At 67.9% G+C, this 14,407-nt stretch carries 12 protein-coding genes; 2 read left to right on the top strand and 10 right to left on the bottom strand.

Annotation, left to right across the window (positions count from 1 at the left end; all coding sequences use genetic code 11):
• Positions 1 to 107: 107 nt before the first annotated feature.
• Genes CEK65_RS05505 through CEK65_RS05485 form a run of 5 tightly spaced genes read right to left on the bottom strand, consistent with a single transcriptional unit; the run spans position 108 to position 5,047 of the window.
• Complete coding sequence (locus CEK65_RS05505) at positions 108 to 2,000, bottom strand: type IV pilus secretin PilQ family protein (RefSeq protein WP_152181020.1); 1,893 nt, start codon at positions 1,998 to 2,000, stop codon at positions 108 to 110.
• Between the two features lie 20 nt (positions 2,001 to 2,020).
• Entirely contained in the window at positions 2,021 to 2,560 is a 540-nt protein-coding gene (locus CEK65_RS05500) for a pilus assembly protein PilP (RefSeq protein ID WP_152181019.1), read from the bottom strand.
• A complete protein-coding gene (locus CEK65_RS05495) occupies positions 2,557 to 3,231 on the bottom strand; it encodes a type 4a pilus biogenesis protein PilO (RefSeq protein ID WP_017914107.1) in 675 nt (224 codons plus the stop codon). Before CEK65_RS05495 ends, CEK65_RS05500 begins: the two co-directional genes overlap by 4 nt.
• Positions 3,228 to 4,019: a PilN domain-containing protein gene (locus CEK65_RS05490; RefSeq protein ID WP_152181018.1), complete on the bottom strand. Its 792-nt coding sequence runs from the start codon at positions 4,017 to 4,019 to the stop codon at positions 3,228 to 3,230. Before CEK65_RS05490 ends, CEK65_RS05495 begins: the two co-directional genes overlap by 4 nt.
• Positions 4,019 to 5,047 (bottom strand): pilus assembly protein PilM, encoded by a 1,029-nt coding sequence (locus tag CEK65_RS05485; protein WP_152181017.1) that lies wholly within the window; start codon positions 5,045 to 5,047, stop codon positions 4,019 to 4,021. Before CEK65_RS05485 ends, CEK65_RS05490 begins: the two co-directional genes overlap by 1 nt.
• Positions 5,048 to 5,296: 249 nt before the next feature.
• Between CEK65_RS05485 and CEK65_RS05480 the strand changes: the two genes are divergently transcribed.
• Together CEK65_RS05480 and CEK65_RS05475 are read left to right on the top strand one after the other, a co-directional pair.
• A complete protein-coding gene (locus CEK65_RS05480; RefSeq protein ID WP_148830004.1) occupies positions 5,297 to 7,723 on the top strand; it encodes a penicillin-binding protein 1A in 2,427 nt (808 codons plus the stop codon).
• A 153-nt stretch (positions 7,724 to 7,876) separates the two neighbouring features.
• A complete protein-coding gene (locus CEK65_RS05475; protein ID WP_017909856.1) occupies positions 7,877 to 8,521 on the top strand; it encodes a hypothetical protein in 645 nt (214 codons plus the stop codon).
• 172 nt (positions 8,522 to 8,693) lie between these two features.
• Here the strand turns inward: CEK65_RS05475 and CEK65_RS05470 are convergent, their stop codons facing one another.
• The 5 genes from CEK65_RS05470 to CEK65_RS05450 all read right to left on the bottom strand — a co-directional run bounded on the left by CEK65_RS05470 (position 8,694) and on the right by CEK65_RS05450 (position 14,350).
• Positions 8,694 to 9,983, bottom strand: coding sequence for a citrate synthase (locus tag CEK65_RS05470; protein WP_026143410.1), 1,290 nt, complete (start codon positions 9,981 to 9,983; stop codon positions 8,694 to 8,696).
• A gap of 290 nt (positions 9,984 to 10,273) precedes the next feature.
• The gene (locus tag CEK65_RS05465; RefSeq protein WP_010341537.1) at positions 10,274 to 10,516 is read right to left on the bottom strand and encodes a type B 50S ribosomal protein L31; all 243 of its coding nucleotides are present in this window, start codon (positions 10,514 to 10,516) and stop codon (positions 10,274 to 10,276) included.
• A gap of 151 nt (positions 10,517 to 10,667) precedes the next feature.
• Positions 10,668 to 11,606: a nucleoside hydrolase gene (locus CEK65_RS05460; protein ID WP_152181016.1), complete on the bottom strand. Its 939-nt coding sequence runs from the start codon at positions 11,604 to 11,606 to the stop codon at positions 10,668 to 10,670.
• Positions 11,607 to 11,806: 200 nt separating this feature from the next.
• Entirely contained in the window at positions 11,807 to 13,957 is a 2,151-nt protein-coding gene (recG, locus tag CEK65_RS05455; RefSeq protein ID WP_152181015.1) for an ATP-dependent DNA helicase RecG, read from the bottom strand.
• Positions 13,958 to 13,966: 9 nt separating this feature from the next.
• Entirely contained in the window at positions 13,967 to 14,350 is a 384-nt protein-coding gene (locus CEK65_RS05450) for a RidA family protein (RefSeq protein ID WP_010341827.1), read from the bottom strand.
• Between the last annotated feature and the right edge of the window lie 57 nt (positions 14,351 to 14,407).

Genomic DNA, 14,407 nt, shown 5'->3' with positions numbered 1-14,407 from the left:
AGAGGCCGCGTGCTGCGAATTCAGGATTTCCTCATCGATGGGCGCAAACGCCGACGGGAGAGGCTTGCGCCTCTCCCGTCGAAGGTTTCCCGCATTGTCCGCGGCATTTAGGCCGGCGGACGCTTGGCCACGTGCATCACCTTCGGGGTCACGAAGATCAGCAATTCGGCCTTGGTCTTGTTGCGGCCACGCTTCTTGAACAGGTTGCCCAGGAACGGGACATCCCCCAGGAACGGCACCTTGGAGACGCTGCTACGGTCGTTGAACTCGTAGACACCGCCGATCACCACCGTCTGCCCATCGTCGACCAGCACCGCGGTATTGATCTCGCGGCGGTTGATTTCCGGTACGGTGCCGTAGTTCTGCAAGACCACGAAGCGCTCGACTTCGTCCTTCTTGACGTTCATGTTCAAGAACACACGATTATCGTCGGTGATTGTCGGGGTGACCTTCAGCTCCAGCAGCACTTCCTTGAACTGTACGTTGGGCGTCGCCGCAGTTCCGGCGGTTCCACCGGTAATGGTGACATAGCCGATTTCCTTACCTTGCCGAATCACGGCCTCGCGCTGGTTGGAGGTCACGATGCGCGGATTGGAAATGACTTCGCCCCGCCCTTCTTCCTGCAATGCCGACAGCTGCAGATCCAGATTGAAGTTCTTGCCGAGCAGGGTGTAGGCAAGACTGGGCAGGGTCTGCGCGCTGGTGAAGGTCGGACCGCTCAGATCGACGTTGAGACCACGCGTATTGACGCCGCCGCCAGCCGCGTTGCTTCCGACCGTAGCGACATTGTCCCCATAGGTGCGCGTCGCGCCGACACCGAACTTGGCACCCAGATCGCGGGCGAAGGTATCGGTGGCGATGACGATGCGGCCCTCGATCAGCACCTGGTCGACCGGGCGGTCGATCACGTTGATCAGCTCGCGCATCTGCGCGACCTTCTTCGGGATGTCGCTGATCATCAGCGTGTTGGTGCGCTCGTCGGCGACGAGGCGCCCGCGCGGCGACAGGAAGCCATTGTCGTTCTGGCTGTTGCCGCTGCCACCACCACTTCCGCCACCACCACCGCTGCCGCCGATGCCCTTGGCCTCGGTCAGCGCCTTGAAGATCGCCGTGGCGCTGTGATAGTTGATCTGCACGTAGTCGGTGATCAGGTCCTCGCGGTTCTCGATCGCGATGCGCGCGTCCTCCTTGTCCTGCTCGAACTTGGCCAACTCCTGCTGCGGCGCGACCCAGATCACCTTGCCGTCGCGGCGCTTGTCCAGGCCCTTGGCGCGCAGCACGATGTCCAGCGCCTGGTCCCAGGGCACATTGACCAGGCGCAGGGTGACGCTGCCCTGCACGGTGTCGGAGGCGACGATATTGAGATTGGACTCCTCGGCGATCAACTGCAGCACCGTGCGCACCGGCACGTCCTGGAAGTTGAAGGTCACCGGCTTGCCGCTGTAGCCGCGGGCCGCCACCTGCGCGGCGGCCTGGCTGACCGTGGTCGCGGTGACCGCGCCCACCGCCGGCGCGGCGGCGCGCGGAGTGATCTCGACCACGTACTCGTTGCCCGACTGGTAGGCCAGCGATTCGAACGCGCCATTGGTGTTCAGCACCAGCTCGGCACCGCCCGCGTAGGGCTTGGCATCGATGCGCTGCACCGGCGTGGCGAAGTCGGTGACGTTGAGCGGACGCTGCAATTCCGGCGGCAGCGTGGCGTTGCCGACATCAACCACCACGCTGTTGCCCTGGGTGCGCAGGTCCGGGCTGGCGCCGGTGCCGCTGAAGGACAGGATCAGCCGCCCCGCACCGCCGTCGCCGCGCTTGAAGTCGATCTTCGACACCGTGAGCTTGGCCGGCGCCGCCGCAGGTGCGGGAGACGCGGCAACAGGCGCGGCGGGCGGCGCCGCGCTGGCGACGACCGCATTCCCGAGCATCGCCGCCAACCCCAAGGCGCATAGCCGCATCGTCGCGTGGCGCCGGATGGGGCGCAGGCTCAGGGCTTTGGAAAAAGTCATCGTGCTATCCCCATAATCAATCATTGATCGTCCAGCGCGACGGAGGCGGGACGTTCCAGCCAGCCGCCGGCGCCATCCGGCACCAGTTCAATCAAATCGATGCGATCCTCGTGCACTCCGGTCACGCGGCCATCGCTCTGCCCCATGTACACGCCCGGACGCACGCGGTAGGTCACCTTGTCCGGCGCCATCACCAGCGCCACCTGGCCCGCGCCGCTGCCCAGCGTGCCGACCATGTTGAGGCTGTCCAGCGGGAACTGCTCCAGCGGTTCCTTGCGGCGGTTCGGATCCGGGCGCAGGCCGCTGCTACCGTCGGGACTGGCCCAGGCATCGCTGAACGGATCGCGCAGGCCCTGCGCCGCATACTCGAAGGTTTCGAACTGCTGCATCACCGGCAACGGCTCCAGCGGCTGCGCCGGTCGCGCGCGCACTTCCTTCACCCAGTTTTCCAGGTTCGGCGCATCGCCCGGCGTGCTGGTGATGGTGCGGCCGCAAGCGCCAAGCACCAGCGCCAGCGCGCCCGCAACGAGAATCCTGACCACCCGATGCCGCCGGCTCATGCGCCACCGCCTTGCTTGCCTGCCTTCTTCGCGGCCGCCGCGGCCTGTTCCTGGTCGGCCATTTCCTTGTCGTCCAGGTAGCGATAGGTCTTGACCGTACCGGACAGCTCCAGCTCGCCGCGCGCGGTGATGCCGTTGCTCTTGTCGCGCGGCTTCAGGTTGATGTCGTGCATGGTCAGGATCACCACCCGCGGCAGCGAGGCCACGCCACTGACGAAGGCGCCGAACTGGTGGTAGCTGCCGACCATGCGCAGGGCGATCGGCTTCTCCGCGTAGAACTCCTTCGGCGACTCCGGGCCCGGCTGGAACAACTCGTTGGTCAGGCCGCTGGACAGCGCGGTCTGCGAGATGTCGATGATCAGATCGGGCATCTCGGTCTTGCTCGGCAGCTGCCGCAGCATCTGCTGCAGCACCTGCTCCATCTGCACCAGTTGCTGCTTCAGCGGCTGCAGGTTGACCGCACGGCTCTGCTCCTTCTCGAAGGAGGCGCGCAGTTCGGTTTCCTTCTGCTCCAGCGCCTGCAACTCGTCGCTCTTGCTGCTGATCAGCAGGAACCAGGACAGGGTCAGGATGAACAGGGTCACCAGCACGCAGAACACGATCTTGGCCTGCTGCGGCCAATTGCCGATGTTGTTGAAATCCAGCTCTTTGATGTTGAATTTCTTGCTCATGACGCCGGTCCCTGTTTCGCTGGCGTGGCGGCGGGTGCCGGCGCGGTGGCCGGCGCCGGTGCGGCAGGGCTGCCCGCGGCAGGTGCAGGCGCAGGAGCGCCCGGCGCCTGCGCAGGCGGCGTGCCAGGCGCGCCGCCCGCGGGCGCTGCGCCAGGTGTTCCGGGCGCAGCGGAACCCGCAGGTGTCGTCCCGGCGGCGGCCGGATCGGTGCTCTCGCCCGGCACCGGCAGCTTGACCCGCAGCGTGAACACGTACGGCAGCGCCTTGGTATCGACGATCGGACCCTTGGCTTCCTTCTCCTGGGCCTTGGCCTCGATCACCGTCAGCTCCGGATTGGTCATCCAGCCAGAGCCCTCGAGGTTGCGCATGTAGGTACTGACCCGCGCGTTGGACTGCGAGCGGCCCTCCAGGGTCAGCATGTCGCCTTCCTGCTTCACCGAGGTCAGCACCACGCCGTCGGGAATGGTCCGCACCAGCGAGTCGAACAGGTGCACCATCTGCGAGCGCTTGGCCTGCAGTTCCTCGATCACCTGCTTGCGCGCCAGCAGGCGGCGCTTCTTCTCGTCGAGGGTGTCGATTTCCTTGTTCTGCGCCTGGACCTTCTCGATCTCGGCCTGCAGATACGCGTTGCGCTCGTTCTGGCCGCTGATCTGCAGGTCGTAGTAGAACCAGATCAGCCCCGCCAGCAGCACCCCGGCGAACGCGGCCAGGCCAAGCATCGAATAGAACTCGCGTTCGCGCTGCTTGCGCCGTTCCGCCCGCCAGGGCAGCAGATTGATCTTCGCCATCAGTCGAAGCTCCTCAGCGCCAGGCCGGTGGCGATCATCAGCGCCGGCGCGTCCTGGGCCAGCGCATGCGCCTGCACCTTCGGCCCCAGGGTCATCTGCGCCAACGGGTTGGCGACCACCGTGGCCACGCCCAGTTGCTCCTCCACCATCTCCGGCAATCCGGCCAGGGCGGCGCAGCCGCCGGCCAGCACGATATGGTCGACGCGGTTGAATTCGCTGCCGGCATAGAAGAACTGCAGCAGGCGGCTGATCTGCTGCACCGTGGCTTCCTTGAACGGCTCCAGCACCTCGACCTCGTAACTTTCCGGCAGTCCGCCCTGGCGCTTGGCCATGCCGGCTTCCTCGTAGGTCAGGCCGTAGCGGCGCATCACTTCGTCGGTCAGCTGCTTGCCGCCGAACACCTGCTCGCGGCTGTACAGGCTGCGCCCGCCACGCAGGACATTGAGGGTGGTCATGGTGGCGCCGATGTCGACCAGGGCGACGATGCCGTCGGCGGCCACCGGCAGCTCGCTGGCCACCAGCGCGAAGGCGTTCTCGACCGCGAAGGCCTCCACGTCCATCACCTTGGCCACCAGCCCGCCCAGTTCCAGGGCCGACTGGCGCAGTTCCACGTTCTCCGAGCGCGAGGCGGCCAGCAGTACCTGCACCATCTCGGGGTTGTTGGGGATGACGCCCAGCACCTCGAAATCCAGGTTCACTTCGTCGATCGGGTACGGGATGTAGTTCACCGCCTCCAACTCGACCTGGGCTTCCAGCTCGCTCTCGTCCAGCTCGGCCGGCATCGGGATCACCTTGGTGATCACCGCCGAACCGGCCACGGCGGCCGCGGCATGCTTGGCGCGGGTACCGGAACGGGTCACGGCGCGGCGGATCGCCTCGCCCACCGCCTCGACCTCGACGATGTTCTTCTCGACCACGGCATTGGGCGGCAAGGGTTCGACGGCGTAATGCTCGACCCGGAACCGGTTGCCGTTACGCGAAAGCTGCAGCAGCTTGACCGCGGTCGAGCTGATGTCGATGCCGATCAGCGGCTGCTGACTCTATTGGGATAAGCCCCACGGATTTTCCCCTGCCGGCGGGCACTTGGACGCCAATGTTGCGCCAGCGCATTAATAACAAATTTTTTGCAATTGGCAACCGCCCGGTTGCATGTCGCGATCCGTGTCACGGCATGACCTGCGGCAGCAAACCCGTCGCATCCCCGGAACCGGCCCCAGCCGTTCCCCGGCGTACTCTATACTCTGCGCCCAAGAAATCTGCAATCGGAATCTCTCGCGATGCCCCGTTTTCGTCGTTGGCTGCGCTGGGCGCTGGTCTTGTTCGTCCTCCTTGGCCTGGTCGGCGCCGCCGTGGCAGGCGGGCTGTACTACGTCGTCTCCTCCAAGCTCCCGGACGTGCAGACCCTGCGCAAGGTCGAACTGCAGGAGCCGATGTACGTCTACTCCAGCGACGGCAAGCTGATGGCGCTGTTCGGCGAGACCCGGCGCTACCCCATCACCATGAAAGACGTGCCGGAGCGGCTGAAGCAGGCCTTCCTGGCCACCGAGGACGCCCGGTTCTACGAGCATGGCGGGGTCGACTACAAGGGCATCGCCCGCGCGGTGTGGCTGCTGGCCACCACCAACGACAAGCGCGTGCCGGGCGGCTCCACCATCACCCAGCAGGTGGCCCGCCAGTTCTTCCTGAGCTCGGAATACAGCTACACCCGCAAGCTGGCGGAGATCCTGCTGGCGCGCAAGATCGAGGCCGAGCTGACCAAGGACGAGATCTTCGAGCTGTATCTCAACAAGAGCTTCTTCGGCAACCGCGCCTACGGCGTCGCCGCCGCCGCCGAGTACTACTACGGCAAGAAGCTCAACGAGCTGAGCCTGGACGAGATGGCCTCGCTGGCCGGCATCCCCAAGTTCCCCTCCAGCGGCAACCCGATCAGCAACCCCGAGCGCGCCAAGCAGCGCCGCGACAACTATGTGCTCAGCCGCATGGCCGCGCTGGGCTTCATCACCCCGGCCGAGGCCGAGGCGGCCAAGGCGGTGCCGATGCACGCCGCGCCGCACGAGCGCCCGGTCGAGGTCGAGGCCCCGTACGTGGCCGAGCTGGTGCGCCAGGAAATGATCGCGCGCTTCGGCGGCGACGTGCTGGACAAGGGCTACCACGTCTACACCAGCATCGATGCGACCCTGCAGGCCGCCGCCAACCATGCCGTGCGCCAGGGCCTGGTCGTCTACGATCGCCGCCACGGCTGGCATGGAGTGGAAAAGCATTTCGACGTCCCGGCCACCGCCGATGCGGCGGCGCTGGCCAGCCATCTGAGCGGCGTCTACGCGCAAGGCGGGATGCTGCCCAGCATCGTCGCCGGCACCGGCAGCGACGGCAGCGCCACCGTGGTGCTCGCCAACAAGACCGAGCTGGTGCTGCCGGTGGCCGCCAGCCGCTGGACCGGGCGCAGCCCCGCCACCCTGCTCAAGCGCGGCGACCTGGTGCGCATCCAGGAAGGCGACAAGCCGGGCGAATGGGAGATCACCCAGATCCCGCGCGGCCAGGCCGCGCTGGTGTCGCTGGACGCCAACAACGGCGCGCTGCGCGCCATGGTCGGCGGCTTCAGCTACGCCGGCAACAAGTTCAACCGCGCCACCCAGGCGCGCCGCCAGCCCGGCTCCAGCTTCAAGCCGTTCCTGTACGCGGCCTCGTTCGAGAAGGGCTTCAACCCGGCCTCGATCGTGCTCGACGCACCGGTGGTGTTCCGCGACCGCCGCGGCAAGACCTGGTCGCCGCAGAACGACGGCGGCGGCTTCCGCGGCCCGATGCGCCTGCGCGAGGCGCTGGTGCAGTCGCGCAACCTGGTCTCGGTACGCCTGCTGGACGCCATCGGCGTGGACTTCGCGCGCAAGTACATCAGCCAGTTCGGCTTCCAGGAAGCCGAGTTGCCGCCGAACCTGTCGATGTCGCTGGGCACCGCCTCGCTGACCCCGCTGTCGGTGGCGCGCGGTTATACCGTGTTCGCCAACGGCGGCTCGCTGGTCAACACCTGGATCATCGACAAGGTCACCGACCGCGACGGCAATGTCCTGTTCCAGGAACATCCGCTGACCGCCTGCCGCAGTTGCGGCAGCGTCGGCGGCAACGCCGCACCGGTCAGCCAGGTGGTGGACGGCTTCAACTTCGGCGCGGCCACGCCGCCGCCGGCGGCCAAGCCTGCGGAGCCCGCAGCCACGGCGGCTGCAGCCGAGAAGCCCGCCGACCCCGAGGCCAAGGTGGCGCCGCGCGCGATCGACGAGCGCACCGCCTATCAATTGGTGTCGATGATGCGCGACGTGGTCCAGCGCGGCACCGGCACCGCCGCCAAGGTGCTCGGCCGCGAGGACGTGGGCGGCAAGACCGGCTCGACCAACGACCATCGCGACGCCTGGTTCTCCGGCTTCGGCGGCCCGTACGTGACCACCGTGTGGGTCGGTCGCGACGACTACCGCTCGCTCGGCTACCGCGAATACGGCGGCAAGGCGGCGCTGCCGATCTGGATCGACTACATGCGGGTCGCGCTGAAGGATCAGCCGATCGCCCGCAACGATCCGCCGGGCGGCATGGTCCAGGTCAGCCTCAACGGCGCCACGGAATGGGTCAAGACCGAGGACATGGACCGCATCCAGCAGTTCGACGAAAGCCTGCAGGACCAGAAGACCGACGACGCGGCATTCGACATCTTCTGATCGCGTCGCGTTCCCCCGCCCCGGCGCTCGCCGGGGCAGTTCCCGCCGGGCGTGCCTCGCCCGGCGGACGCCGCCTCAGGCAGGGACGGCTGCTACACCCGAATTTCGCAAGGCTGCGGTACAGTCGGGGCAGGCTTTGAGGGGAGGCGCACCATGCACCACGCTCGGCAACACGCCCGGACCCGCACGCACGAACGCCGCCGCCGGCTGGCGCATGAAGCCGCCCGGCTGATGGCCGAAGGCGGCATCCGCGATTTCCACCAGGCCAAGCTCAAGGCCGCCGACCGGCTCGGCATCCACGACGACGCCTCGCTGCCGCGCAACAGCGAGATCGAGGACGCCCTGCGCGAATACCAGCGGCTGTTCGCCGGTCCCGACCATGCCGGCGAACTGCGCCGGCGCCGCGAGGCGGCGCTGCGCGCGATGGACTTCCTGCACGCCTTCGCGCCACGCCTGGCCGGACCGGTGCACGACGGTACCGCCGACGCCAACAGTCCGGTGCAGTTGCACCTGCACAGCGACGACACCGAGGCGGTGGCACGTTTTCTCGAAGAACACCGGATCCCGGCCGAACTGCGCAGCCGCCGCCTGCGCCTGGACCGCGAGCGTAGCGAGGACTTCCCGGTGTGGCTGTTCACCGCCGAGGAGCTGACCTTCGACCTGACCGTGCTGCCCTACGACGCGCTGCGCCAGGCGCCGCTGTCGCAGGTGGACGAAAAGCCGATGCGCCGCGCCTCGATGCCGCAACTGCGGCAACTGCTGACCGAGCAGGACATCGCCGACTACCAGTCCGGCTGAGCGGACCGCCGCGCCAGGATGCCGCGGGCGCCGCACAGCTGGCTGGCGCCCCGTGTCGCGGCCTGCAGTGGCGCGACAGGCTGCTGCCAATGTGCATCCCCGCTTCGGCCCCGCCATAAACGAAAAACGCCCCGCGAGGCGGGGCGTTCCGGACAGCCTTGACGGCGATCGATCAGCGCTTGTCGGCGCTGGTGTAGTCGCGCTTGTCGTAGCCGGTGTAGATCTGGCGCGGACGGCCGATCTTCATTTCCGGGTCGACCTGCTGCTCCAGCCAATGCGAGACCCAGCCGGCGGTACGGGCAATGGCGAACATCACGGTGAACATCTCCACCGGAATGTTCAGCGCCTTGTAGATGATGCCCGAGTAGAAGTCGACGTTCGGGTACAGCTTGCGCTGCACGAAGTAGTCGTCCTTCAGCGCGGCCTCTTCCAGCTTCAGCGCCACTTCCAGCAGCGGGTCGTTGACGCCCAGCTCGCCCAGCACCTTGTGGGTCATCTCGCGGATGATCTTCGCGCGCGGGTCGAAGTTCTTGTACACGCGGTGGCCGAAGCCCATCAGGCGGAAGCTCGAGTTCTTGTCCTTGGCCTTGGCCACGGCGCTCTCGACGTTGTCGGCGGTGCCGATCTCTTCCAGCATCTTCAGCACGGCTTCGTTGGCGCCGCCGTGCGCCGGGCCCCACAGCGCGGTGATGCCCGCGGCGACCGAGGCGTACGGATTGGCGCCGGTGGAACCGACCAGACGCACGGTCGAGGTCGAGGCGTTCTGCTCGTGGTCGGCGTGCAGGATGAACAGCAGGTCCAGGGCCTTGGCCACGACCGGGTTCATCTGCAGCTGCTCGCTCGGCACCTCGAACATCATGTGCAGGAAGCGCTCGACGTAGCCGAGGTTGTTGCGCGGATAGCGGATCGGCCAGCCGATCGAGTAGCGGTAGGCGGCGGCGGCGATCGTCGGCACCTTGGCGATCAGGCGGATCGCGGCCAGGCGGCGCTGCTCCGGATCGTTCAGGTCGAGGGTGTCGTGGTAGAACGCCGACAGCGAGGCCACGGTGCCGGCCATCATCGCCATCGGGTGCGCGTCGTGGCGGAAGCCGCCGAGGAAGTTCTTCAGCGACTCGTGCATCATCGTGTGATGCGTCACTTCGTGGTCGAACTTCTTGAATTCGTCGGCGGTGGGCAGCTCGCCGTTCATCAGCAGATAGGCCACTTCGAGGAAGTTGGACTTCTCGGCCAGCTGCTCGATCGGGTAGCCGCGGTACAGCAGCACGCCGTTGTCGCCGTCGATGTAGGTGATCGCCGACTTGCAGCTGGCGGTCGCGGTGAAGCCCGAGTCGTAGGTGAAGAGACCGGTCTCCTTGGTCAACTTGGAAATGTCGACGCAATCGTTGCCCAGGGTGGGCTTGAGTACCGGAAGAACGACCGACTTGTCGCCGGCGTTCAACGTGACCTGATCAAGATCGGACACAGTGTGCGCTCCTCGATGGAAGGCGCCTGTCCGATTACGTTGCGAACAGACGCGTGAAGGAAGTCCACGGCAATCGCCACGGATCGCGCCATTATCGCACAGCAGCATTTGCGTCGTCGCTCACCCCTCATGCTGCACGATGGCGGCAGGAAAGCGACACAGCGTTGCATCCTCGCCGCACTTTCACGGAAGGATGACACCGGCGCGTCAACGCCGGGAAGACAGAATGTGGCGGATAGCAAAACGGCCGCGCAGGCGGCCGTCGCTTTACATCCGTTCGACGGTTCCGATCAGCGCGCGTAGCGCTTCTGGAACTTGTCGATGCGGCCGCTGGTGTCGATGACCTTGTGCTTGCCCGTGTAGAACGGGTGCGAAGCCGAGGAGATTTCGACCTTGATCAGCGGATACTCTTCGCCGTCCTCCCACTTGACCGTCTCTTTCGAGGACATGGTCGAACGGGTCAGGATCTTGAAATCGGAGGTGACATCGTGGAACACGACGTCGCGGTACTGGGGATGGATGTCGGCCTTCATGGGCTCGCACCGTAGGTGGCTGCTGGACAAGAGGGAAACTATAACAGCCCTGCCGCCCTGCACGCAACGTTTACGTGATGGCAAGTGAGGTGACGGCTCGCGGCTGTTCTACCACTGGGGCCCCGCCCGGAACCGGGCGGGACCGCCAGGCTCAGCCGGCGCCGACCGCCGCGCGGGCCAGGCCCAGGAACCGCGCGTGGTCGTAGCGGATGAGCATGGTCGCGTTGTCCGGCAGGCCCAGCTGGCGGTTCCAGTCGACCAGGGTGGCGCCGCGGGTATGCACCCCGGACAGCTCGATCTGCATCGGCCGCGCCTGCACCTCCTCGGCGCCGTCGGGCTGCAGCGCCCAGGCCATCGCCAGCGCGTCGGCGGCGTACCAGTGCTCGCCGCGGGCGTCTTCCGACCACAGCCGGGTCTTGCGCGAGATCAGTTCGTAGAAGCGCGCCTTGGGCGTATCCACCGCCAGCCACTGCTCGACCTCGCGGTGCGGCAGTCCGTGCGCCACGGTCGCCTCCCAATCCGCCACTTCGATGTGCGGGAACGCCTTGAACACGATGTGCGCGGCTTCCGGGTCGAAGGCGATGTTGAACTCGGCGGCCGGGGTGATGTTGCCGTGGCAGGTGATCGCCCCGCCCATCACCAGGAAGCGGCCGACGCGCTGCGGCAGGGTCGGGTCCAGCTTCAGCGCCAGCGCGATGTTGGTCAGCGGCCCCAGCGCGACCAGCAGCAGGCGCCCGGCGTACTGGTGCGACAGGCGCAGGATCGCCAGCGCGGCATGCTCGGCCTCGGCGCCGCGCGCGGCCGGCGGCAGGTCGACGTCGCCGAAACCGTCCTGACCGTGCACGTGCCCGGCGTCCACCGACGGGTGCAGCAGCGGATCGGCGCAGCCGGCGAACACCGGCACATCCTCGCGCCCGGCCACTTCGCACAGTTTCAGCGCGTTGCGCACGGTGTGGCGCAGGCCGACGTTGCCGGCGGCGATGGTCAGCCCGACCACCTCGTGGCGCGGATCGGCGAACGCCATCAGCAGCGCCAGCGCATCGTCCACGCCGGGGTCGGTATCGATCAACAGGGGAATCTTGTCGCTCATGCGTCGCTTCGCTCGTCCATTCGGCCGCCGAGTCTGGCACTGCGGCGCAGGCATGGGAAGAAGACGGGATTGGGGAGTCGGGATTAGGGATTCGCAAAAGCAACGCCACCGCTGTTTGTCGTAGGGGCGGCCGCTTTTTTACGAATCCCCGCTTTCAACAGCCGAATGGCTGGTCATCCCCAATGCCGAATCCCCGCCCCTCAGGCCCCGGCAAACCGCACCGCCCCACCGACCCAGCGCGCGACGATGCGGTCGGCCAGGACCGGCGCCTCCTCCAGCAGCCGGTCGGCCAGGGCGTGCACGCGCGGCAGCAGGCCGGCGTCGCGGGCCAGGTCGGCCACGCGGAACGCGGCCAGACCGGTCTGACGGGTGCCGAGCAGTTCGCCGGGACCACGCAGTTCCAGGTCCTTCTCGGCGATGACGAAGCCGTCGTTGGTCTGGCGCATGGTTTCCAGGCGCTGCCGCGCCATCGCCGACAGCGGCGCCTGGTACATGAGCACGCAGCTCGACGCCGCCGCGCCGCGCCCGACCCGCCCGCGCAACTGGTGCAGCTGCGCCAGCCCCAGGCGTTCGGCGTTCTCGATGATCATCAGCGAGGCATTGGGCACGTCCACGCCGACCTCGATGACGGTGGTGGCGACCAGCAGGTCGATCTCGCCCTGCTTGAACGCGCGCATCGCCGCCTGCTTCTCCGCAGGCTTCATGCGCCCGTGGACCAAGCCCACGCGCAGTTCCGGCAACTGCGCCGACAACGCTTCGAAGGTGGCCTGCGCGGCGCTGGCCTCGAGCCGGTTGCCGGCACCGCCGCCCTGCGCGGACTTCTCGTTGTCCTCGGCCTCTTCGATCAGGGTGCAGACCCAGTAGGCCTGGCGGCCTTCGGCGCAGGCCACGCGGATGCGCTGCACCAGCTCGGGACGGCGCTCGGCGTTGAGCACGATGGTCTGCACCGGGGTGCGCCCCGGCGGCAGTTCGTCGATCGAGGAAACGTCCAGATCGGCATAGGCGGCCATCGCCAGGGTGCGCGGGATCGGCGTGGCGGTCATCACCAGTTGATGCGGCACGCCTGCGCCGGAAGCGCCCTTGTCGCGCAGCGCCAGGCGCTGGTGCACGCCGAAGCGGTGCTGCTCGTCGACGATGGCCAGGGCCAGGTCGTGGAAGCGCACCGCCTCCTGCATCAGCGCGTGCGTGCCGACCACCACCTGCGCCTCGCCCGAGGCGATCTGCGCCAGGGTCGCGCTGCGCGCCTTGCCGGTGACCTTGCCGGCCAGCCAGGCCACGCGCACGCCCAGCGGCTCCAGCCAACCGCGCAGGTTGGCCAGATGCTGTTCGGCGAGCAGTTCGGTGGGCGCGGCCAGCGCCGCCTGCTTGCGCTTGTCCACCGCCAGCATCGCCGCCAGCGCGGCGACCACGGTCTTGCCGCTGCCGACGTCGCCCTGCACCAGCCGCAGCATCGGCGCCGGCCGCTCCAGGTCGGTGCGGATCTGCGCGAACACGCGTTGCTGTGCGCCGGTCAGTTGGAACGGCAGCGACTGCTGCAGGCGCTTGGCCAGCAGCCCGCGGCCGCGCAGCGACGGTGCCGGCTGGCACTGCATGGCGATGCGCTGGCGGCGCAGGCTCAGGTGATGCGCGAGCAGTTCCTCCAGCGCCAGGCGCTGCTGCGCCGGATGCAGGCCGGCGGCGAGCGCGGCCAGGTCGGCCTGCGGCGGCGGCCGATGCGCCACCAGCAACGCGCTGCGCAGCGACGGCAGGCCAAGTTCGCTCAGCAGCGACGCCGGCAGCAGTTCCAGTGCCGCCTCCTCCGGTAGCCGGTCCAGCGCCTGGCCGATCAGCCGGCGCACGGTCGCCGGACCGACGCCCTCCACCGCCGGGTACACCGGATCCAGGCGATCGCCCAGCGCCGCATCGTCGCCCTCGCCGAGGATCTGGTAGCTGGGATGCACGAACTCCAGCCCGTGCTGGCCCGGCTTGGGCGTGCCGAAGGCGCGCAAGCGCGCGCCGACCGCGAACTGCGCCGCCTGCGCAGCACGGAACTGGAAGAAGCGCAGCACCAGGGTGCCGCGCGACTCGTCGGCCACGGCCACGCGCAGCATCGGCCGGTAGCGGAAGCCGCGGTCCACCGCCTGCACCCGCCCCTCGACCTGCGCCGGCACGCCCGGCTGCAGTGCCGCCACCGTGGTCAGGCGGGTGCGATCCTCATAGCGCAGCGGCAGGTGCAGCCACAGGTCCTGCAGATTGGACAGGCCGCGCGCGGCGAATTTATCCGCCAGCTTGGGACCGACGCCGGGCAGCGTGGTCAGCGGCGCCTCGCCTGCCGCCGACAGCGCCGGCGCCGGAACCTGCACGCGCGGCACGGCGGGGGATCAGTCCAGCACCATCACCGCGTCCACTTCGAAGCCCGCGCCCTTGGGCAGCGCCGAGACTTCGATGGTGGAGCGCGCGGGGAACGGCGCCTGGAAGTAGTCCTGCATGACCGCATTGACCTGCGCGAACTGCGCCAGGTCGGTGAGGTACAGCCCCAGGCGCACGATGCGGTCCAGCGAGCCGCCGGCCGCCTCGGCCACCGCCTGCAGGTTGTCGAACGCGCGCCGCGCCTGCGCGGCGATGTCGCCGGCGACGATCTCGCCGGTGGCCGGATCCAGCGGGATCTGCCCGGAGAAGTACACGGTGTTGCCGGCGCGCACGGCCTGCGAATACGGGCCGATCGCGGCCGGTGCACGGTCGGTATGGATGATCTGGCGGGACATGGCGACTCCGTTGGAAGAATGTCCGCCTAGTTTAGCTGGCGTGCGCGGTTGGGGATT

This window comes from Xanthomonas sp. LMG 12459 (genome assembly GCF_009192905.1).
GTDB lineage: Bacteria > Pseudomonadota > Gammaproteobacteria > Xanthomonadales > Xanthomonadaceae > Xanthomonas_A > Xanthomonas_A sontii.
Note: the sequence above shows the minus strand (reverse complement) of the source record. Positions and strands in the feature narration are given on the sequence as shown.